This is a genomic window from Mycolicibacterium sp. TUM20985 (assembly GCF_030295745.1).
Taxonomy (GTDB): domain Bacteria; phylum Actinomycetota; class Actinomycetes; order Mycobacteriales; family Mycobacteriaceae; genus Mycobacterium.
The window spans coordinates 2,950,118-2,970,786 of record NZ_AP027291.1 but is presented as its reverse complement, the minus strand read 5'-3'; the positions used below and the strand labels follow the sequence as shown (position 1 = coordinate 2,970,786).

General features: G+C 64.0%; 17 protein-coding genes and 1 pseudogene. 14 read left to right on the top strand and 4 right to left on the bottom strand.

The features are described from left to right. The first annotated feature begins 1 nt into the window (after position 1). From istB to QUE68_RS14595, 8 genes are all read left to right on the top strand, one after another. Positions 2–802: an IS21-like element helper ATPase IstB gene (gene istB / locus QUE68_RS14625; protein ID WP_284226300.1), complete on the top strand. Its 801-nt coding sequence runs from the start codon at positions 2–4 to the stop codon at positions 800–802. Positions 803–1,010: 208 nt separating this feature from the next. Next, a complete protein-coding gene (locus QUE68_RS14620) occupies positions 1,011–2,288 on the top strand; it encodes an IS256 family transposase (protein ID WP_286274351.1) in 1,278 nt (425 codons plus the stop codon). Between the two features lie 834 nt (positions 2,289–3,122). Continuing rightward, a complete protein-coding gene (locus QUE68_RS14615; RefSeq protein ID WP_284235948.1) occupies positions 3,123–3,737 on the top strand; it encodes a hypothetical protein in 615 nt (204 codons plus the stop codon). Between the two features lie 220 nt (positions 3,738–3,957). Further along, positions 3,958–4,104, top strand: a complete 147-nt coding sequence (locus QUE68_RS14610) for a hypothetical protein (RefSeq protein ID WP_284235949.1) — start codon at positions 3,958–3,960, stop codon at positions 4,102–4,104. Between the two features lie 247 nt (positions 4,105–4,351). Beyond that, positions 4,352–4,876, top strand: a complete 525-nt coding sequence (locus QUE68_RS14605) for a hypothetical protein (RefSeq protein ID WP_284235951.1) — start codon at positions 4,352–4,354, stop codon at positions 4,874–4,876. After that, positions 4,876–7,278, top strand: coding sequence for a hypothetical protein (locus tag QUE68_RS14600; RefSeq protein ID WP_286275826.1), 2,403 nt, complete (start codon positions 4,876–4,878; stop codon positions 7,276–7,278). Before QUE68_RS14605 ends, QUE68_RS14600 begins: the two co-directional genes overlap by 1 nt. Positions 7,279–7,405: 127 nt before the next feature. After that, the gene (locus QUE68_RS29500; RefSeq protein WP_353507029.1) at positions 7,406–7,579 is read left to right on the top strand and encodes a type II toxin-antitoxin system Phd/YefM family antitoxin; all 174 of its coding nucleotides are present in this window, start codon (positions 7,406–7,408) and stop codon (positions 7,577–7,579) included. Positions 7,580–7,999: 420 nt separating this feature from the next. Next, on the top strand, positions 8,000–9,061 hold the full coding sequence (locus tag QUE68_RS14595; protein WP_284235952.1) for a tyrosine-type recombinase/integrase: 1,062 nt from the start codon (positions 8,000–8,002) through the stop codon (positions 9,059–9,061). 560 nt (positions 9,062–9,621) lie between these two features. Here QUE68_RS14595 and QUE68_RS14590 read toward each other — a convergent pair. Further along, on the bottom strand, positions 9,622–10,248 hold the full coding sequence (locus QUE68_RS14590; protein ID WP_284235953.1) for a copper resistance CopC family protein: 627 nt from the start codon (positions 10,246–10,248) through the stop codon (positions 9,622–9,624). Between the two features lie 139 nt (positions 10,249–10,387). Between QUE68_RS14590 and QUE68_RS14585 the strand changes: the two are divergent. Continuing rightward, positions 10,388–11,536: pseudogene (locus QUE68_RS14585) on the top strand (hypothetical protein); the annotation flags it as partial. 361 nt (positions 11,537–11,897) lie between these two features. Here QUE68_RS14585 and ctaE read toward each other — a convergent pair. Beyond that, positions 11,898–12,491, bottom strand: a complete 594-nt coding sequence (gene ctaE, locus QUE68_RS14580) for an aa3-type cytochrome oxidase subunit III (protein WP_284235955.1) — start codon at positions 12,489–12,491, stop codon at positions 11,898–11,900. Positions 12,492–12,786: 295 nt separating this feature from the next. Between ctaE and ripC the strand changes: the two genes are divergently transcribed. Continuing rightward, on the top strand, positions 12,787–13,884 hold the full coding sequence (gene ripC / locus QUE68_RS14575) for a peptidoglycan hydrolase RipC (protein ID WP_454786507.1): 1,098 nt from the start codon (positions 12,787–12,789) through the stop codon (positions 13,882–13,884). Here the strand turns inward: ripC and QUE68_RS14570 are convergent. Further along, complete coding sequence (locus QUE68_RS14570; protein WP_284236232.1) at positions 13,881–15,116, bottom strand: L,D-transpeptidase; 1,236 nt, start codon at positions 15,114–15,116, stop codon at positions 13,881–13,883. The genes ripC and QUE68_RS14570 overlap by 4 nt on opposite strands. A gap of 159 nt (positions 15,117–15,275) precedes the next feature. Between QUE68_RS14570 and lnt the strand changes: the two genes are divergently transcribed. The 3 genes from lnt to QUE68_RS14555 all read left to right on the top strand — a co-directional run bounded on the left by lnt (position 15,276) and on the right by QUE68_RS14555 (position 18,598). Next, on the top strand, positions 15,276–16,892 hold the full coding sequence (gene lnt, locus QUE68_RS14565; RefSeq protein WP_284235957.1) for an apolipoprotein N-acyltransferase: 1,617 nt from the start codon (positions 15,276–15,278) through the stop codon (positions 16,890–16,892). A 61-nt stretch (positions 16,893–16,953) separates the two neighbouring features. Further along, entirely contained in the window at positions 16,954–17,547 is a 594-nt protein-coding gene (locus QUE68_RS14560; protein WP_284235958.1) for a TlpA family protein disulfide reductase, read from the top strand. A gap of 61 nt (positions 17,548–17,608) precedes the next feature. Then, on the top strand, positions 17,609–18,598 hold the full coding sequence (locus tag QUE68_RS14555; protein ID WP_284235960.1) for a cytochrome c oxidase assembly protein: 990 nt from the start codon (positions 17,609–17,611) through the stop codon (positions 18,596–18,598). A 63-nt stretch (positions 18,599–18,661) separates the two neighbouring features. On the opposite strand, the gene QUE68_RS14550 is transcribed toward QUE68_RS14555, so the two are convergent. Continuing rightward, positions 18,662–19,246, bottom strand: a complete 585-nt coding sequence (locus QUE68_RS14550) for a DUF305 domain-containing protein (protein ID WP_286275708.1) — start codon at positions 19,244–19,246, stop codon at positions 18,662–18,664. Positions 19,247–19,909: 663 nt separating this feature from the next. On the opposite strand from QUE68_RS14550, the gene QUE68_RS14545 reads away from it, so the two are divergent. Continuing rightward, positions 19,910–20,647: a ZIP family metal transporter gene (locus tag QUE68_RS14545; protein WP_284235964.1), complete on the top strand. Its 738-nt coding sequence runs from the start codon at positions 19,910–19,912 to the stop codon at positions 20,645–20,647. Positions 20,648–20,669 lie beyond the last annotated feature (22 nt).

Genomic DNA, 20,669 nt, shown 5'->3' with positions numbered 1-20,669 from the left:
CATGACCACGACCAACCGCGCAGCCGCCGACCCGGTCGGCGCTGATCTGCTCCGACTGCTCAAAGCACTCAAACTCGGCGCGTTGGCCGACACCCTGCCCGAACGTGCCGCCCTGGCCCGCCAACACAAACTCAGCCACATCGGGTTCCTCGAAACTCTGCTGGCTGATGAGGTATCCCGACGCGAATCCCGCTCAGCCGCCTTACGGGCGACCAAAGCCGGACTCGACCCGAGCATGCGTTTCGACACCTGGACCGCACAAGAGGACCTCCGCTATGACCGCACCCTGCTCGGGGATCTGACCTCGCTGCGGTTCCTCGACGCCGGCCAGTCCGCGATCGTCCTCGGGCCCGTCGGAGTAGGCAAGACGCATTTGGCAACAGCGTTGGGGCACATGGCTATTCGCCGACGGCACACCGTCATATTCGGTCGCGCCGACAAACTGTTCACCCGGCTACGCGCAGCCCGACTCGACCACACCGTCGACACCGAGATCCGCCGCCTGGCCGCGATTGACGTCCTCATCATCGACGACTTCGCGCTGCGCTCGCTCGATGCCACCGAAACCAGCGACTTCTACGAAATCGTCGTCGAACGTCACCGCACCAAGACCACCATCGTGACCTCCAACCGGGAACCCGCCGAATGGCTGACCATGACCGCCGACACGCTATTGGCTCAATCAGCCATCGACCGACTGACCGCGGCGGCCCACACCCTGGTCATCGAAGGACCGTCCTACCGCCAACGCGCCCGGCCCGGCCAGCTTGACCCAGACCACCCCGCCGAGCATCCTCAATAACGCGCCACGGTGGTCCCATCCTCCTGGCAATCAGGTGGTCCCATCACCCTGGCAAGCGACAAACTAGACGCATCATCGAGGTTTCAACCTCGACGGTTAACGACCAGTTGAGTGCTTTCCAGCTCATCCGTGATACCCAGGGACTGTGGATTTAACGGTGTTTCCGGCCTGACACGCTGAGCGATGCTCGGCGAGAAAGGTCGCCACGATGACGACACTGAATGACGTGACCAAGAAGAAGGCTGAGCAGTCCGCTGAGCAGAAGGCCGCGGTCGAGCTGGTGCGGCTGGCCCAGGAACAGGGCCTGTCACTGACCGGACCCGATGGGCTGCTCAAACAGCTGACCAAGACGGTGATCGAGGCCGCGCTGAACGAGGAGATGACCGAGCACCTCGGTTATGAAAAACACGACCCGCCCGAGGCGGGGTCGAGCAACATCCGCAACGGCACCCGGTCCAAGACTGTCCTGACCGACACCACCGGCCCGGTCGAGATCGACGTACCGCGGGATCGGGCGGCGACGTTCGAGCCGCAGATCGTCAAGAAACGGCAGCGCCGGCTCACCGGTGTCGATGAGGTCGTGCTGTCGTTGTACGCCAAAGGGCTTACCACCGGCGAGATTTCGGCGCACTTCGCCGAGATCTACGGTGCCTCGGTCTCCAAGGAGACGATCAGCCGAATCACCGACAAGGTACTCGAGGAGATGAACGAATGGACGGTACGGCCTCTGGATGAGACCTACGCCGCGATCTTCATCGACGCGATCGTGGTGAAGGTCCGCGACGGCCAGGTCGCCAACCGACCGTTCTACGCCGCCATCGGGGTCACCCTGGGCGGGGAACGCGACATCCTCGGCCTGTGGGCCGGCACCGGCGGTGAAGGCGCCAAGTTCTGGATGGCCGTGCTCACCGACCTACGAAACCGCGGCGTCAAGGACACCTTCTTCGTGGTCTGCGACGGCCTCAAGGGACTGCCCGAAGTGGTGAGCAACGTGTGGCCCCAAGCGATCGTCCAAACGTGCATCATTCACTTGATACGCAACACCTTTCGGCTCACGTCCCGCAAGTACTGGGATGAGATCAAACGCGATGTGAAGCCGATCTACACCGCGGTCAATGCTACTGCGGCCCGCTCGGCGTTCGATGATCTGGCCGAGAAATGGGGACAGCGCTACCCAGCGGTGATCAAACTCTGGGACAACGCCTGGAACGAGTTCATCCCGTTCCTGGACTACGACGTGGAGATACGGAAGGTGATCTGCTCGACGAATGCCATCGAGTCACTCAACGCCCGCTACCGCCGCGCAATCAAGGCCCGCGGGCACTTCCCCTCCGAGCAGGCCGCCCTGAAATGCCTGTACCTCGTCACCCGATCCCTGGACCCGACCGGCGTCGGCAGGGCACGATGGACGATGCGGTGGAAACCCGCGCTGAATGCGTTCGCGATCACCTTCGGCGACCGATTCCCGGCAGCCGAAACCTACTGATGAAAACCGCCGGAAACACCGTTAACGAGATAGTCCCGATACCCACGCATCTTTGAGCCTCCTGGACCATTCAGTATTTGGATCTACTGATGGAGAACGTGTTTGGTGGACGGTCGGTGCGGCGTCCCGCTGTCGGCCGCGCATGTCGTGGACATGTAATGACTGGAACGTAGACGAACGGGTGAAACAGCGTCCACCACCCTGGGCAACATGAGAAAGAATCAACGCTTGTCTTCACCAGGCTGGGACGATCGGCGAATTCTGGCAGAAGCGCTGATGCTCGAAATGATCCGCCATCCCGGCTGCCTACCGGTCGTGATCAAGTTCGTCGTTGTGACACTAGGTTCGCACGTCGGCAGAAACTCAAACCACCGGCTACGAAACATAGTTGGGCAGTAGTTAGGCACTAGTTGTGCATTAGTTGTGCATTAGTTGAGCAATGATGGTCACTAGTTGAGCACTGCTTGTGCACTTGTTGCCATGAGATTCTTGTTCAGCGCGCACGGATCTCTAAGTCGACCAGATGTATTCTTAGGCAATATCTTTCAATCGGTGGCCAATCCATACCGGATACCAGTACCGTAGGGAGGGTGGACCGCATACGTGGCTATAGGACCCCAGTAAGCGCTGTACGTCCACTGACCACACCTGCTCGTCGTTCTCGGTGGTATGCGGCCCGTCCCTGCGCCAAGACACTGCCCGGAGTCGCGGAGGTGATCCTTGAACGATGAACTGAGCCAGGCAAATAGTCGAGGATTCGAACTTGGCAGGAGGCATGCCGCGCTAGCGGAGGTCATTGGGCAAGCCGCACTCTGGGCCTGCACTTTCAGGTTCGTGACCGCAGATCTTCTACCCGACGGATCCGCATTCGTGACATCCCCGCTCGAGGGTCATGCTGCCCACCTGATCGAGCTTTGGGATCGTCTCGGTGGCGCGTGCGCCGACCTTGCCTCATCACTTGGTGAGGGCATGAATAGCCAAGAGATTTCAGCGACGCAGCTAAGCGACGAATCTGCAAGTCAGTCAACGAATTACGTGCAAGGCGCGTATTTCGTGCGTCTCCTGCAGTCAAGAAGCTTCTACGGCCCTACCATGCTTGACTTTTGGCGAACCGAGCTGACGAACGCGTCGCTCTATCTCAGTGTCGCCGGTATCTGTACCGACGAGCTGGAACGGTATGCCGCCATCTCACAGGCACTTTTCAATGATGCTTCTTCAACGGTACGGAGTGCCTATGCGAACGCGGTCGGGGCGACGTATGGACGGATTTGGGCGCGTGCGGCACCAGCCGATGAGGGACGCGTACTCGTCGCGTGGATGAAAGCGCTGGCTGATGGTGGGTTCAGCTTCGACGAGTGTGTCGCGGAATTGCGTGATCCGGCAGTGACGTCACCCGACGCGGTGTCCTACTGTCTTGACAGTAAAAGTGTTTGGCTGCTTGAAGAATGAGCATTGTCATATCGGCAATTGGTGTCGTGGCCGGCCGCTTTAGTCGAGTGCGTCATGAGCCCGAGGGGTCAGCTTCAAGTGACAGTGTCATTCGACCCCACATCTCACGGGCGATGCATTGAGCGACGTAGCCGGGGACGTCGAAAAAGCGCGTTGCGCCCCTGGTCGGAAGGCCGTCGATATCTTGCTCTCGGTCCCTGAAGAGTTGAAGGAGCGGATGGTGAACGTCATTACATGGACACAGCCCTACACCGGCATCAGCACTCAGCAGGCGTTCATCCGCCGGGCGATCTTGATGTTGTGCGACCAGCTCGAACGTGAACTCAACGCTGGCGAACCATTCGAGCCACGCGCCATCCTCCAATGAGACGCCGCACGCCCTCTTGTCGTGTGACGGCCCGTCGAACACTTGGACCTGGGCTGGGGGAGCGCCAGATGGGTCGGTCTGCATGTCAGTGTCGCCGTCCCAATTTCGAGCCTGATGACGAGATGTCGTTTCGCCGCACGGAGTTGCATGATGTTGCCGATAGGCGACATCTTCTGCGAATGAAGCATTTTGGAGATGTTTCTGCGCTAGTGGACGAGTACTCCGTACTCGCAATAGGGTCTTTTTCGTGACCGCGGAGTGCTGGAGGCGTCACCGCAACGGGCTGATTGCCGCCGCGGTGGCGTGCCTGGTCACAATAGGTGCCGTGCTGGCCACCGGCTCGGCCCTTATCCGTCCAATCGAACCGGCGCGGCACACACTAGTCGTGGCACCACCGTCATTGACGTACGGCAAGGGTGACGTCGAGGCCGACAGGGGCACCACATGTGCGGTTTGGGACCAAGCCGCACGGACGCTTGCGTCGACATCGAAATTGCGCGCGGCAATAGCCGAGGACAACGGGTCCAGCCCAGAGGCGCGGAACGCTCGCACCGATGAAAAGCGGGTTGGTGTGTCGGTGCTGGTCTATCTCAGAACCAAGATGGGACCAAGCGCACCGGCGGCGGTCTCGACACCGATCAGAAACTGGATCGTTGCGCAGATCGACAGACTGCACGCAGTGAATATGCGCGACTGGAACGCATCCAACGTAGCCACCGCTCGGGCCAACGAACTGGCCTCGAAGATCGTTATCGAATGTGGGTTGCGCTGATGCTAGATACCGGAAGGTCTGTGGGATCGTATGGGCGGCTGATAGTTACACCCGATATGGAACCACCGGATGCGGCGTGTTGGGATGCCCAGGAGCAGACCTACCGAGCTGGTGCGACGTCGTGGAATGGAGTCCACCAGCAGATCGTTACTGACAGCGCAAGATTACGCGATGCGGCCGATTCACAGGGTTTCGACGAAGTTCACCGGGTGAACGCGGCGTTGGCCGAAGAAGCCAAGACGATCGCGGAATGGCACGCCAAAGTGGGAGACAAGTGCGCCGATATCGCCACGGTGCTTCGCGATACGCGGTCAGGGCAGGAGCAACTCGTCCGCGACGCGGACGCCAAGATCGCGAGCGCGAAATTGCCGGGCGAAGCCGAAGCCCTGGTGACCGAGTACCACGGCATAGCCCGGTACCAGACCGAAGCGGGAGTAACCGCCGCGATGGCATCCCACGCCTCGTTCAAGAAGAGTACTGAAAGTACAAGAGCGCTCTACCTTTTGGCGAAGTGGGGTGACGTTCCCGCGGCACCTCCCGCGCAACCGGTCGATCATGAGACGTCGCCGGGCGTCGAGCAAGTAGATGACCCGTGGAACACCTCGCGGGAGAACGGCAGCGACGAGAAACATCCTGCCGATGCGCCGGCTGATCCGACCACGGGTTTTTCCACCACTCAGCCTGGAGTCGGCCCCGGGATCAAGACGACTACAGATGATGAAGGGATCAAGAAAACGAGTGGGCCTGCGACCCAAGCAGCGCTGGGTGTGGCTTCTCCGCCAGCAGCGTCCTCACCGCTGAGCGGTATGCCGTCAGTGGGCGGCAGAGGCGGCAGTGGCGGGATGGGTTCGGGTGGTGGTGTGCCGAAGATGCCTGGCGGCCTGGGAGGTGGCGGCATGCCCGGAATGGGATCCAATCCGCTGAGTACCGGTGCGGGTCGAATGCCTGGAGCTGTAACCGGTTTGCCGAATGCCGGGGGAGTGCCCGGCTCAGGTGCAGGGGCCGGGTCACCTCTGTCTGCGTTCACTCAGGGAATGTCGACGACGAGCGGCGTCGGCGGTGGGATGCCCACGGCACCCCCACCGCCACCCGCTTCGGCGAGTCCGTCGCAGGCCTTGTCGGCGGGCGGGTCTGCGACGCCAGTGTCGACGGCGGGCAGTGGCGCGGCGCCGGTCTCAGCGCAGCCAGGCACGGTCACCCCTGCCGCTTCTGCTGTGACTCTGACCGGGGGCACGGGTACCGGCGGGGTTGCGGCGATGATGCTTCCCCCGGGCTCGATGGGGCCGCCAGCTGGTGCTGTTCCGCCGCCAGCGGCGACTGTCCCGGTTGGCGCCGCCAGTAATACTCCATCGGCTTCGCCGCCGCTCTCTGGTGCGGGCGCGACGCTGATTCCGGCGAGCGTAGTGGCCGCGGGGCAGACGGCTGCGGCTCGCGATCGGCAGGAGTCGGCCAACGCCGCGGCGGCCAAGGAGCTGGCCTGGAAGCTTCAGCACGCAGCTCAAGCAGTCAACTATCCGATCGAGTGGGCAGTGGGGGTCTTCCGCTCACCGATCGGCACGGAAACTGTCATCACTTCCAATGACGGTGCGAGTTATATTCCCGCGGGCGTATTCGTTCCTCGATCGGTTCGTGTATTGGCCACAGATCCGTTGGTGGATGACCATTTTCGGCAGTTGTGGTTCGGCTGGTCTGATCCCGCGCGGATCCTCCTCGAGTACGCACAGCTGCGGGCCGAGCTTGGCTGGCGTCTGGTCGCGGCAGCGACCACGGTCGGAGTGAGTGTGCTGCGCGACACCGGGGTGGAGCACCCACCGTCGTGCACTCGTCAGACAAACCCGCTTCTACAGCCAGGCCAACAGGTGGCAGCCCAACACATCGACAGCATGCACGTGCACCGGTTGGCGGTGCTATGGCCCGACGTGTACCCACGGTTATTGCGCGTCATGGATGCCCACCCGATCTTCCAGGACCGGATCGTGTCAGCGACGAGCGCGTCGTTGGTGAACTCGGCGGCTACGCAGGTTAATGCGGTCGACGACGGCATCCCCGACTCCATGCGGCAGATATGGTCAACCCGCGGTGGCGACCGCGAGCCCACCCCCCAACAATGGGCTAAGTACGACGAGGACGCGAAAACATTCAATACGGTGACGTCCATCTGCCGGCCTGCGTTCGCCAACGGTTCCACCGCCGACCCCAGCGACACGATCGGTGAACTGGCAAGGTACCGAGCTCACTGGCTAGTGGCCCGCACCGCCGAGCACATCGGCGGGTGGGCAACACGTCCATTGCCGCTTGCCGATATGTGCTATGCCGCCGCTGCCGTCGGCAACATCCACCACCGGGACCTTATAGTGAACGCGCTTGCCAGCGTCGAAGAGGACCTCGCGGTCGGCCCATGAGTCCAGCCATGTGGGAGCTCCAACATGAGGGGCCCGAGCCACCAGTACGTGTGCCCGCGAGGTGTGCGAAGCCAACGAATCCTCGGAAACTTGCGGACGAGATGCCGGGTTTAAACCGTTGGTGCCGATGATCGATCCCTCGCTGCCGCGGGTCAGCATGACTGACCTACGCCGCCAATTCGGCCGAATACTCGATGAAGTGGAACGGGGACACACCTACGTAATCACAAGGCGTGGGCGCGAAGTCGCTCTGCTCATCCCAGCTGCGGAGTACAGCCGTTTAAAAAGAGGACGCGAATGAGCGGGTGGTGGGGGCGATCCTCATGCGTTCGGTGTACGACGTGTCGATGTGCACGGACCCTGCCAGCGTGGAGCCCTCGGCCGGTGAATTCTTCTGAGAATCTGGCGGTACTGGCGGCCTCGGGCGGGCTGAATTTGAAGCCGTCGATCTTCCGATCAGCGTCTGTATTCCGCGGAGAGCGCCCGTCCTTCGCTTACATCGCATGTGAGCCAACGGTTTCGGACTGTGATATCCGGACCGCTGCGATCCAGCCGATTGATCACATCGCTTCTTCCTCACTTGTGACCGGGGGGTTCCGCCCGCGCCCGCATCCGACGCGCCGCCTATCGCAAGCGGAGTCGTCGCCGCGGGGTGTCCGGGCAGCGCGAGTGCGACAACAAACCGGGGCTCATGATGAACCAGTCATCTAACAGCAGGCCAATGTCGTCTGCCGGGGCGAAACATGAAGTCGATGCCGCGAATGCATCGCGGAACTACCCCGGATGGTTCAAAGACTTCCTATCTGATCGCGCAATTCGCAAGCTCTCGCCCTACACGATTAAGGCGTATTGTCAGGACTTCCACGCGATTGCTAGGCAGGTAGTCGGTACCGCCGACGCCATTCGCAACCTCCGAACGGACGAGCTGACCAAAGTATCGCTTCGTTCTGCCTTTGCCGGTTACGCCGACACACACTCGGCGGCGTCGGTCCGGCGGTGCTGGTCGACGTGGAACACGTTGTGCACCTTTCTAATAACCGCAGAGCTCGTCCAGACCAATCCTATGCCGCTAATTGGTCGCCCGAAGGTGCCAAAGACTCTCCCAAAGAGCTACCCCGGTCGAGCCGTAACCGATCTGGTCGCCGCTATCGACGCTGACCGAGGATCCGCCCGCAACAGCGACTGGCCCGAACGCGATCGCGCTATTCTCTTTACCTCGCTCTTAGCTGGTCTGAGGGCCGAGGAACTGCTTAACGCCAATTTCGGCGACATTCGCCGAACAGACGACGGCGGCGTATTCCATGTACGCGGAAAAGGGAATAAGGACCGTCGCGTACCGGTTGCCGGAGACCTTCTCGAGCTGCTTGACGACTACCTGCGAACTCGCACCACCCGTTTTCCTCAGACGCGCGAGGAAACAGCCGAGGGTGACGCGCTGCACTATCATTTACCCCCGACTGCTCCCCTCTTCTTAGGCGTCGACGGAGGACGCATCACCCGCGGAACGCTCCAGTATCGAGTCCTGAGAGCCTTTAAGAAAGCCGGCATCAACGGCGAGCGACCACCCGGTGTCCTTGTGCACGGTCTGCGCCACACGTTCGCCACCGAACTCGCCAACGCTAACGTCAGCGTCTACACGCTTATGAAGCTGCTCGGTCACGAATCCATGGCCACGTCACAACGCTACGTCGATGGCGCCGGCACCGAGACCCGAACCGCCGCCGAACTCAACCCCCTCTACGACCTGCTCCGAACTCTCGAGCGGCATTCGCGAAGGCGGTGACCCGAGGCTCACCCACCGCGTGCCGGCCTGCTGCTGCTCCACCGGGGCTGGGTGCGTCCACGGAACTCCTCCCGTTCGCAACCGCACTGAGCTCAGTTCCGCCCCTGCGAGACTCTTCGCCAACGGCGCGCCAGTGTCCCCGATACGCCGCTGACGGGGCCATGTCGGTCAACCACCTCCAGGTGTGCGTAGGACGTCACGTACTCACCATGGGTCGGCTGCTCGCCTAAGAGCGCTGTCTGCGCCCCGCGACGTCAAAACGTCGCGCAACATCACCGCTGCGTGATGCGGCGCGTGCGCAACAATTGGAAGGCGGTGCAAACTGCTGCAGCGGAACGTATTTAAGCACTCCTACAGTATGCAAGGACATGTATAACTGCGGATATCCATGAAAAACTCGAGGTGCCACTCGACGATTAGCGAGCCGTGAGTCCCGGGGCCCGGCGTGCCACAGCCATCGGGTTCGGTTGGCAGTGTCGGTCATGTACCGGTGACCGCGCTGGTCACCTCGGACCGCCGCTGTTCCATGATGACGCCGCCGTTGCGCCACTGAACCGCGGTTACCGCGTGTCAGATTCCTCGCCGAGGTCGGTGGGATTCGCCGGTCCCATTGCGTCGGCGGCTGCATCCTTGCGCCGGTGCTTCCTCGATTGCCAGAAGGCGATCGCCGCACCGAGGGCCAGGCCGGCAACGGCTGCGGTGATGACCGTTGTCTTGGTGTCCGACCCCTCGGGGGCTGATTGTGAAGGCGCAGCGCCGGCGTTCGGTGCGGGTTCGGTCGGTGCGGGCGAGGGTGGCCCCTCGCCGGGAACGCCGGCGATGGTGAAGGTGTAGGACCCGGTCACGGGGTGGCCATCGGTTGACACCACGCGGTAGCCGACGGTGTACACGCCGGTAGCGGGGCGGTTCGGCCCCACGACAGCGGTCAGACGCGGCCCTTCTACTTTGGGAGATCCAGACACCCAGTTGCGGCCGTCGGCACCGCTGACGACGACGGTGGCGAACGCGGGGTTGATGTCTTCGCTGAAGGTCAACAGGATCGCGGTCGGCGACGATGTTAGGTTCGCGTCCCTGGCAGGATCGGAATCCACGAGCGCAGTGTGAGCGGCGGCGATGCCCGCTCCCAGCAATGAGAGGACCAGCGCTATCAGCGACGCCGCGATGGTGCGCAGGACGGTCTTGGTCACGGTCCTCCTTCAGTTCGATAGCAAGTGCGGCTACGTGCCGCCCACACCCGAGTGTATGTTTCGGTCTGCGACCTATGGGGATGGTACGTACGGACCTAGGCGATAGGTGCGGACGCCTCTGCCGAGACGGTGTCCCGTGCGCTGGGGCGTTGCGCTGACGGCTCTCCTGTTCGCGGTCTGGGTAGTATCGCGGCCTTGTTCGGGCCGGACGGCAGCGACAACGCCTTGCCTGAGGTGTTCTGCGTGCTGCTCTGGGTCGGGCTGGTCGCCGTTTCGGTGCTGATCGGCCCGGTCTGGAGGGCCGTCTCGCCGTTGCGCACGGTGTGGCGCTTACGCGGGATGACGCGCCGGAAGACATCTGATCGGCCCGCAATGCGCAAGTATCCGCTGACATGGGGATGCCGGCCGGCGGCGTTCGGTCTGCTGATCTTCGCGTGGCTCGAACTGGCCAGTCCTGATGCCGGTTCGCTGGTGGCAATCAGATCCTGGCTGTTGGCGTACACCGTCCTGATGTTGTTGGGCGCGTGGGCGTTCGGCTCGCGGTGTTTCGCCCGGGCCGCTCCGTTCGAGGTCTACAGTATGGCGGTGTCGCGGCTGGCTCCGTTCCGTCGCAGCCCCGTCACTGGCCGGATCACGGCGATCAATCCGATGGACCATCTGACGACCATGCCCGTGAGTCCGGGAGGGGTGTCCGTCCTCGCGGTGCTGGTCGGGTCCACGGCCTTCGGCGGTTTCTCGCAGTCGCCCGCCTTCCGAAACCTCGTCGACCAGTGTGCGGCGTCAGTACCCGTGCCCAGCGAGGCCTGGGCCGCCTCCCTGCTCCGAACCGTCGGCCTGGTTGTGTTCGTCTCGGTCGTCGGCGTGACCTCCTGGGCCGCGGCAAGGGCCACCGGCGGGGTGACGGCGGACAGACGTCGGTGGCTGCCCGGCGAATTGGCGCACTCGTTGATTCCGATCGTCGTCGGCTACATCTTCGCCCACTACTTGTCCTATCTGGTGGAGCGCAGCCAGGAGACGATCGTGCGATTGGCCGACCCCCGGGTCGAGGTTGGCACCTGCTCGGATTGGACTCCACTGACGTCTTCTACGGCTGTCTCAGGACCCGTCGTTGTTGTGGATACTCAAGGTTTCCTGTGTCGTGATCGGGCGCATCGTCGCGGTCGTCGAGGCCCACGACCGGGCTCTGCACCTGCTTCCTAGACGGCATCAGATCATCGGTCAGTTGGCGATCATGCTCACGATGGTGGGGTACACCTTCTCGGGGTTGTATCTGTTGTTCGATGGCTGAACCCGGACCACGCCTCACACGTGGTGATCGCGCGGTGACGTGCCGGCGCGCAGCAAGATGGCCCCAATGGCGACGAGTCCGGCCAGGGCGCCCACCAGGATCCACAGCGCGGGACTGGAACCTTCGGATCGTTGCTCGATGTCCGCGTCGTCGTACGAGTGCGTGGTGGGCGTCGGAACCGAAGGGCTCGGAGAGGCCGGCGCCGTCGGCGACGACGCTCGCCCCGGTTCTACGGCGACCGACGAAGCCGCGGTTGGCGCACATTCGAGGACGACGGTGGTGAGCAAAAGTATGAGCGCACTACCCGTTCGTCTAGCAAGCACCCGCCAGACTCGGCGATGCGAGCATGGCGGGCCCGTGGTCACCGTACGAAGTAAATGGTGGCGAACAGCGCGATCCACACGATGTCCACGAAGTGCCAGTAGTAGGAGACGACGATGGCCGCCGTCGCCTGGGCGGGGGTGAACTTGCTCATGCGCGTGCGCATGAGCAACATGATGAAGGCGACAAGACCGCCGATGACGTGCAGCCCGTGAAAACCAGTGGTCAGGTAGAAGACCGAGCCGTAGGCGCTGCTGGAGATGGTGGTTCCCTCGCGCACGAGGTTGTAGTACTCATAGGCCTGTCCGAGTACGAAGAGCAGCCCCATGGCGAAGGTGGCGACGTACCAGCGGCGTAAGCCGAACACGTCGCCGCGTTCGGCGGCGAAGACTCCCATCTGACAGGTGAAGGAGGACGCGATCAGGATCAACGTCACGGGTACGGCGAGGGCGAGGTTGAGTTCCGTGGGGGGTGGGGGCCACGCCTCGGACTGCGCGCGGGCGGTGAAGTACATCGCGAACAACCCCGCGAAGAACATCAGCTCGCTGGAGAGCCAGACGATGGTGCCGACGGCGACCATGTTGGGTCGATTGAGTGAGTGAACCCGCGCCGTGATGGCGGTTCCGCTTGTCATGTCGTTCCTCGCGCCAAGTCCACGGTTCATCTACTGAGTCACTACCTACTGTGGCACATAGTAGGTAGTGACGTGTCGTCGCCGGAACTCACGTCAATACAAGGTTGCTGCCACTTCGTGACACGTTGCACTCGTGAAGGTTTCGCGATGCCTATAGGGGTCACCCTCCGGGCGAACCGGTGTGCACGGCCGCGACACGATTCGCATACGTGGACATTGGGCGCGTTTAATCGTAACCTTTCCGTGACCTACGTAGCTAAACCATAGATGTCCCTGCGGTGTGAGGATCCACGTCTTGAGATTCGGCCGTTCTGCTCCGATATGCCAATCGACTGTTGCTCTCGTCGGGGCAGTCTTGGTGGCGGTGACGCTCGGAAATTCAGCGGGCACTGGTCGGGCGGACCCGGCATCCGACGCGTTGGCGCGTATGACGGAGCTATCACGGGAAGCCGAGCGGACCGCCGAAGCCATTTACTCTGCTCAACTGGATCTCGAGGCCAAGCTGGCAGCGCGACGCGGGGCCGAGGATCGCCAGCGTGCGGAATCCTGGGCGTTGGCCGCCGCGCGAGCCGACCTGGGCAGATATCAGGACGCGGTCGATGCTGCGGCGGCGGCGTCCTACATGGGCGGTTCCACCGGTGTCAGCACGGTGTTGACGGCGCAATCACCGCAACGACTGCTCGACGACCTGTCGGTGAAGGAGGTCATGGCCCGCCAGATCTCGGAGCGCATGACGGCATTCCGGGCGGCGTCGACGCGTGCCGACGTGGCCGCTCGCGCTGCGGAGGCATCGACGCTGCAAGCACGGGCGGCAGCCGAGCAGGCGACGTCGGTCCGTGATGGCCTGCAGGCCAGGCAGAGTCGGCTACGCGGGCAGATAACCCAAGTGGAGGCGCTGTACCGGGTGTTGACTCCCGAGCAGCGCTCGGTGCTGGCCGACCCGGGGCCCGTGCCCGCCGAGCAGTCGCCGCCGCCCACTGACCCCGCCATCGTCGCGATGCCCGAGCCGTCGCTGCCGGACACCACCGCAGCGTTGCCCGGTTCGGCGGGGGACGGGATGCCCGTCGTGCAGGCGGCACTGACCCGGGTGGGTGCGCCGTACTCCTGGGGCGCCACGGGGCCGGACGCATTCGACTGCTCGGGGCTGATCAAGTGGGCGTTCCTGCAGAACGGCAAGTCACTCCCGCGATCGAGCCAAGCGCTTGCGGCGGGGGGACAGCCCGTCGCGGCGTCCGACGTCCAGCCCGGTGACATCGTCACGTTCTACTCCGACGCCTCACATGCGGGCATCTACATTGGTGATGGAAACATGGTGCACGCCTCGACGTATGGAACGCCGGTGAGGGTGGCTCCGATATCGTCGGCGCCCATCTACAACGTGCGGCGCTACTAGCCACTGACGGTAGCGTTGCCCGCCTTCCATTGATCCCATGGAATGTTCCAATCGCCGAGCCCGTCGATGCCGGGCAGCGTGGGCCCGACGGTGTTGATGACCTGGACGACGTCTCCGCGCTTGGCCGTGTCGTAGAACCACTTGGCGTTGTCGGGGTTGACGTTGAGGCAGCCATGGCTGACGTTGGCGCGGCCCTGGCTGCCCACCGACCACGGTGCGGAGTGAACGTAGATCCCACTGTAGGACATCTGAGTGGCCCAGTTGACCTCGGTGCGGTATCCCTCGGCTGAGTTCACCGGGACGCCGTAGGTCGAGGAGTCCATGACGAGGAACGAGTATCGGTCGCCGATGATGTACGTGCCGTTGTCGGTGGGAGAGGAGTTCTTTCCCATGGAGATCGGCATGGTTCTGACCACCGCGCCGTTGACGCGCACGGTCATCGTCTTGGTGGCGTCGTCTGCCGTCGCGATGACCTCGTCACCAACCGTGAAGTTGCGTGAGACGTCTTCCTGGCCGAACAATCCTTGGCCCAGGTCGACGCCGTAGGTGTTGACCTCGACGTTGACCGCCGTTCCGGGCTTCCAGTACTGCGCTGGGCGCCAACGCACCTCGCGATCGCTGAGCCAGTAGAAGGCGCCCTCCACGGGAGGTTCGGTCGTGACGGCGATGGCTCGCTGAGCGGCGAGCCGGTCGGGGATGTTCTCATCGAAACGCACGGAAATGGGTTGGCCGACGCCGACGACCTCACCGTCATTGGGTAGCACGTAGGGCATGGTGAGGCTCTTCGGCGACGCGGTTGCGAACGTCGCTGTGCTGCGGGCGACGCCACCGAGGCCCAGCGCCTCGGCGTTCAAGGTGTACGTGCGGTTGTAGCCCAGGGGCTCCGCCGAGCGCCACGTGACGCCATCAGCGCTCAGGTCACCCTTGACCGCGCGCCCCTGTTCGTTGACCAAGGTCACCGCCCCGAGGACACCGGTCGCCGCGTTGACCGTCACCGGCGAGTCCACCGAGACTCCCACGGCGCCCTCGGTGACCGACGTCCGTACATCGGGGACGAGGAGGTCGGCGTACGGGGTGCCCTTGTCGACGATGGCTTCGGGCTGCTGGGGCGGCGGCGTCGGACCGCCGCACGCGCTCACGCCGAGGACCACGCCTGCGGTGGTCAACAATGCCACCGTCGTCCACCAGATGCCCCTGCGCCGGGTGGTCGCCGCGGAGTCGATCCCCCTCATCAGGGTCATCCCGTCCTTCGTCGTGGAACTGTCACACCAACATCTTACGTACTATCTACGTAGAGGAGATCCGAGATGTTCCGGTCCCGAGGCGGGCGCGCTCGTTCTGCCTGGCCACGGAGGTAGCGCTTGTCCACGACGCGGACCCGACGTTCGGGAATGCCCACCCAGTGTCGGGATCGCCGTAGCTGGATGCGGGCGAAGTGGTGTCGGGTCGCGTTGGCAGTGGCCGCCGGGTTGGCCGTATGCGCCAGCTTCCCGCCATACGGTGTGTGGCCCGCCGCGATCGTCGGCTTCGCTCTGCTGGCATGGGTGCTCGGCGACCGTTCGACGACGGCGATCGGTGGGATGGGGTTCGGGTTCCTGTTCGGCTTGTCGTTCTACCTGCCACTGCTTCCGTGGACCGGCATCTTCGTCGGAGCCCTCCCATGGGTCGCCCTCAGCACGATGTGCGCACTGTTCCCCGCTCTCTTCGGCGGCGTTGCGGTCACATTGCGCCGACTCCCTGGCTGGCCGCTCTGGTGGGCGTCGTGTTGGGTGAGCATCGAGTGGCTCAAGTGCAGTATCCCGTTCGGCGGATTTCCTTGGGGCGTCGTAGGTTTCGGTCAGGCTGATGGGCCGCTAGCCTCATACGCGCGGATCGGCGGTGTGACGCTGGTGTCGCTCATCGTCGTCCTCTCCGGATTCCTGGTATCCGTGCTGGCGGGTCGTGTTCGGCGGCGAACACGCCTGCTCGCCGACCCGATCGCGGTTCACGCGGCATTGGCGTTGCTGTTGGTGGTCCTGGGCTGCCTGGCGTCGAGCATGCTCGTCGGGAAGCGCAGCGGCGCCGAGGCATCCGAGACGCTCACCGTCGCCGCAGTGCAAGGAAACGTGCCACGGCTTGGCCTGGACTTCAACGCACAACGCCGCGCGGTGCTGGCCAACCACGTCGAGGAAACCCTGCGACTCGCCGACGACGTCGCTGCGGGCACCGTCGATCGACCACAGCTAGTGATCTGGCCGGAGAACTCCTCGGACGTCGATCCCCTCCTCGATCCCATCGCGGCAGCGCAGATATCGTCCGCGGTGTACGCCGTAGCGGCGCCCATCATGGTGGGAGCGGTACTGGCCGGGCCCACCCCGGCGGCGTCTGAGCCGGCCACCGCCACGAACAGCGTGATCGTGTGGTCGCCCAGCAGTGGCCCAGGCGAACGCCACGACAAGAAGATCCTGCAGCCCTTCGGCGAATACTTGCCCCTTCGCAACGTCGTCCAGAACTTCTCCAACTACGCCGACCGAGCGGGCAACTTCGTGCCCGGCAACGGCGCGGGCGTAGTCCAAGTCGCGGGAACGACGGTCGGCGTCACCACGTGTTGGGAAGTGGTCTTCGACCGGGCGCCGCGAGATGCCGTGCGCAACGGTGCACAAGTGCTGGTCGTGCCGTCGAACAACGCGACGTTCAACGAAACGATGAGTCGACAACAGTTGGCGTTTGCCAAGATTCGTGCAATAGAACATGACCGGCCCGTCGTCGTCGCCGCCACCACCGGTATCAGCGCTATCATCGAACCCGACGGAACGGTGACGCGCGAGACCGAATTCTTCACGGCTGCATACCTCGTGGACGCGGTGACGCCGACGTCTAAGGAGTCCCCCGCGACCCGGTGGGCGCCGTCCCTGCAAACTCTGCTTCTCATCATCAGCGGTGGTGCGATCGCCGCGGCTACCTGGAGACGCCGGGCATGCCAGACCGTTTCGCAGGCGGGAGTGGCAGCCAGTGGCGAGCAGCGATAGCAAGTCCACACACTGCGATGTCCAACATCGCCCGCCCCTTCGGCGGCGCGCCGCCGCTGCCATGGCCGCGGTTCTGATGGGCGCTGCAGTCATCGGATGTGCCGGCGGCGACGACGCCGTCGCCCAAGGCGGCACGTTCGAATTCGTCGCGCCGGGTGGACAAATCGACATCTTCTACGACCCGCCACAGGACCGAGGTCGCCCCGGAACGATACGGGGGCCCGATCTGATGGACCCAAATCGCACGGTGTCCCTCGATGACTTCGCCGGCCAAGTCGTGGTGATCAACGTGTGGGGCCAGTGGTGTGGCCCCTGCCGCACCGAGATGCCTGAGTTGCAGCAAGTGTATGAGGCGACGCGCGCCGAGGGAGTCGCCTTCCTGGGGATCGACGTCCGCGACAACAACCGCCAAGCCGCAGTGGACTTCATCGTCGACCGCAACGTCACCTTCCCGTCCATCTATGACCCACCGATGCGCACGATGATCGCCCTGGGGGCCAGGTATCCCACGACGGTGATCCCGTCCACGATCGTCTTGGACCGGGGGCATCGTGTCGCCGCCGTGTTCCTGCGGGCATTGTTGGCCGAGGATCTCGAACCCGTGGTTCGGCGCCTCGCAGCCGAAGCCGCCACCGACCCCGGGCCTGGGCAATGAGCGGCGTTGCCCCCGGAACGAACCCCGTCACGGCGTCGGTAGCCGCTCCGCGCCCGGCAGAATGGGTGCCCCACTCGTGATTGGTGAGGTCGTGGTTCCCACGGCGCCTCCGTCGGTACTGGGGATGCTCGGCTGGCTTCCCCCACCGGTGCCAATACTTCCCGTCCTGGCAGTCGGCTTAGGGGTGTGGTACCTCATCGCCGTTGGGGTCATCAGGTCACGGGGCCGCCAGTGGAACGTGTTGCGCACGGCGAGCTTCCTCGCCGGATGCCTCGCCTTGGCGGCCGTGACGGGTCTGGCCATCGACGGCTACGGCTACCGGCTGTTCAGCGCCTTCATGTTTCAGCACCTCACGCTGTCGATTCTCGTCCCGCCGCTCCTGGTGCTCGGTGCACCCGGTCGCCTGTTGCTCAGGTCCACTCCTCATCGTGGTTTGGGACGTTACGTGCTGATCGCCGCATTGGGTGGACTGCGCTGCCGCCTCGCCCGGATGCTGTTGCACCCTGGCTTCACCATTCCGATCTTCCTGCTCAGCTACTACGGCCTGTACCTGTCCGACCTCTTCGACGCGGTGGCAGCCAGCGTCGGCGGCCACGTCGCGCTGCAGGTGTTCTTCCTGGCCAGCGGCCTCTTGTTCATCCTGCCAATCCTGTCGACCGGTCCGCTGCCCGTCCGACAGAGCAACCTGGGCCGGTTCTTCGACATCTTCGTGGAGATGCCGCTGCACGTCTTCATCGGCGTCATCCTCATGATGGCGCCGCGAGCACTGACCGACACCTTCGCGCACCCCCCGGCGAACTGGAACGTCGACCCGGTCGCCGATCAGGCGGTCGCCGGCGCCCTGGCGTGGTCCTACGGCGAGCCCATCGCGGTGTTGACGACGCTGATCTTCGCCATCCGATGGCGTCGCGAAGAGGAATCGCAGACCACCAAGCGGGAAGCCGACGTGGAACGCGACGCCGCTGAGCTGGCGGCGTACAACGCGTTCCTGCGCGGGCTACACGAGTCGCCGCAACGATCAGTGGACAGCGCCGCCAGCGACGACCGCTGACGCGTCCTGCCAGCACAGCCGCCGGACACGTCATGGCCACGAAACGCTCATTGCCCCGGCGTCTCAACGGTTTAGGGCCTCCATGGCCGAGGTCTCGGTCTGCAGGCTTTCGATGATTGACCGCGCCATGGCCATCGCACCACGATGCACACCGGATTGCAGTTGATCACGCGTAGCAGCGATCGCGAACCGGTGCTGCCTGATCATCAGGTCGACGAACACATCCGTAGCGAGTGGCCCGACCGCATCGCGCAGGAGGCCGAAGTCGCCGTCGGAGGCCAAGGGGTGCTCACCCGGCTGAACCGGCGCGTACGGCGTGGCCGCTGGAGGGAACGCACTGGCGGTCACCGGGGCGAAACCCCAGTCCAGCAGAAGCGCCTGCAAGGCGTTCGTTCGGCTGGTGCTGCTGGCGGCGATTTGGCGTGCGACACCGGCTATCCGGGGATCGACGTCGTCTCTGCCGATCATCAGGTTGCTCAACGCGACGGCTTGGTTGTCGTGTGCGATGGCGTCGCGCGCAAATAGGACGTCAGCGTGGTTGTGCGGTTCTTCGGCAGCCGCGGCGCTTGGTGGCGTCTGGGACGACACCCGCGCCGATTCACCGCATCCCACGACGGAGTACGAGAGCAGCATCCCGACGACGGCCACCAAGCACCGGGAGCGCCGGCCGGTGGCGAAGGGAAACGTGCTGCGTGGGCGTCGGTTTGATGAGGCAGCGGGCGTGGTTGCCGCGGCGCCGACCGTCGGCACAGGCATCAATTATCGGTCCCCGTATGCCGTTGCGGCACCGGGGATGTCGGGGGCCCAGCGGTTGGCCATCGATCCACGAGGGATGATCGTGGTCCGTCCGCGAGTGACCGTCGCTTGATATGTCGACGACGAAGGGCCTGGCATCGACGTGCGATCAGCCGACCTCCTGGTCGCTGCGGGGGAGCACACGAGCGCACCATATCCACATCTGCGGACTAAGTCAGTAGTTTCGCCTATGGCGGTGTCGGCCGTCTGGGCGCGGAGGCACCCGTGAGCACGTCGCATGACTCGGCGTGTCGGCGATCCTCGGAATTTGACGTTCGGGCAACGACTCCGTGGAGTTAGATACCAAGGGCGAGGCGCACATCACGTAGAAGTTCGACGGGGGAGACGGTGGCATGGGCGTGGCTGGCTGGCGGCGGTGTCCGAGTCCAGCGAGGATCGACGTGACCTGGATTCGACCCATGAATCCGCACGCCCCACTGGCCGACCGGTGTGCGCGGTGAGCCGCCCCGCCCCGTTCGGCGCTGTGATGCCGGCCGCGCACGTCGAGCGTGCCCGATGAGCCTCGTCGGTCAAGCGGCGTTCCTGGTCAGCTTCCCCGTCGCGGCGTCAGGCATCGGGGCCGGAATTGCCGTCCTTCGACCACCTGGACCTCGGGTGGTCAGCGCGATACAGCACTTTGCGGCAGGGGTCGTGATCGCAGCCTTGGCCGGTGAGGTACTGCCTGATCTGCGAAACGAGGGAAATCTTGGCTGGGCCGCAACGGGGTTCGTGTGCGGGGTGACATTGGTGCTGTCATTGGCAGCGTACGGACGACGCATCGACAGCCGCGACCGCAGTTCCGGTACATCCGCGCGCAGCCTTCCACTCGGGCTGCTCGCGGCGGTGGCCATCGATCTGTTGATCGATGGGCTCCTCGTTGGCCTGGGGGTGCGGTTGGGCTCGACGCAAGCACTGATTCTGACCGTCGCGCTCACGTTGGAGATCCTGTTCCTCTCGTTGTCATTGGTCGCGGAACTCAGTGATTCCGGCCTGAGCGCGATGCGCGCCACCGCGGTGTGCACCGGGCTCGGTCTCGTCACCGCCGTTGGGGCGGTGGGTGCTGCGGCCTTGCTGGCCGGCGTGGGCACGGCCGTCTTGGCGTTCGTACTGGCGTTCGGCGCGGCAGCCCTTCTCTACCTTGCCGTGGAGGAGCTGATCGTCGAAGCGCACGATCAAACCGAGACGACCTTCCTCAGCGCGATGCTCTTCGCGGGTTTCCTGTGCATCTACGTCCTCGGTGAACTCGCCGCCTGACCGCGCGCCGATGAAGCGGTGA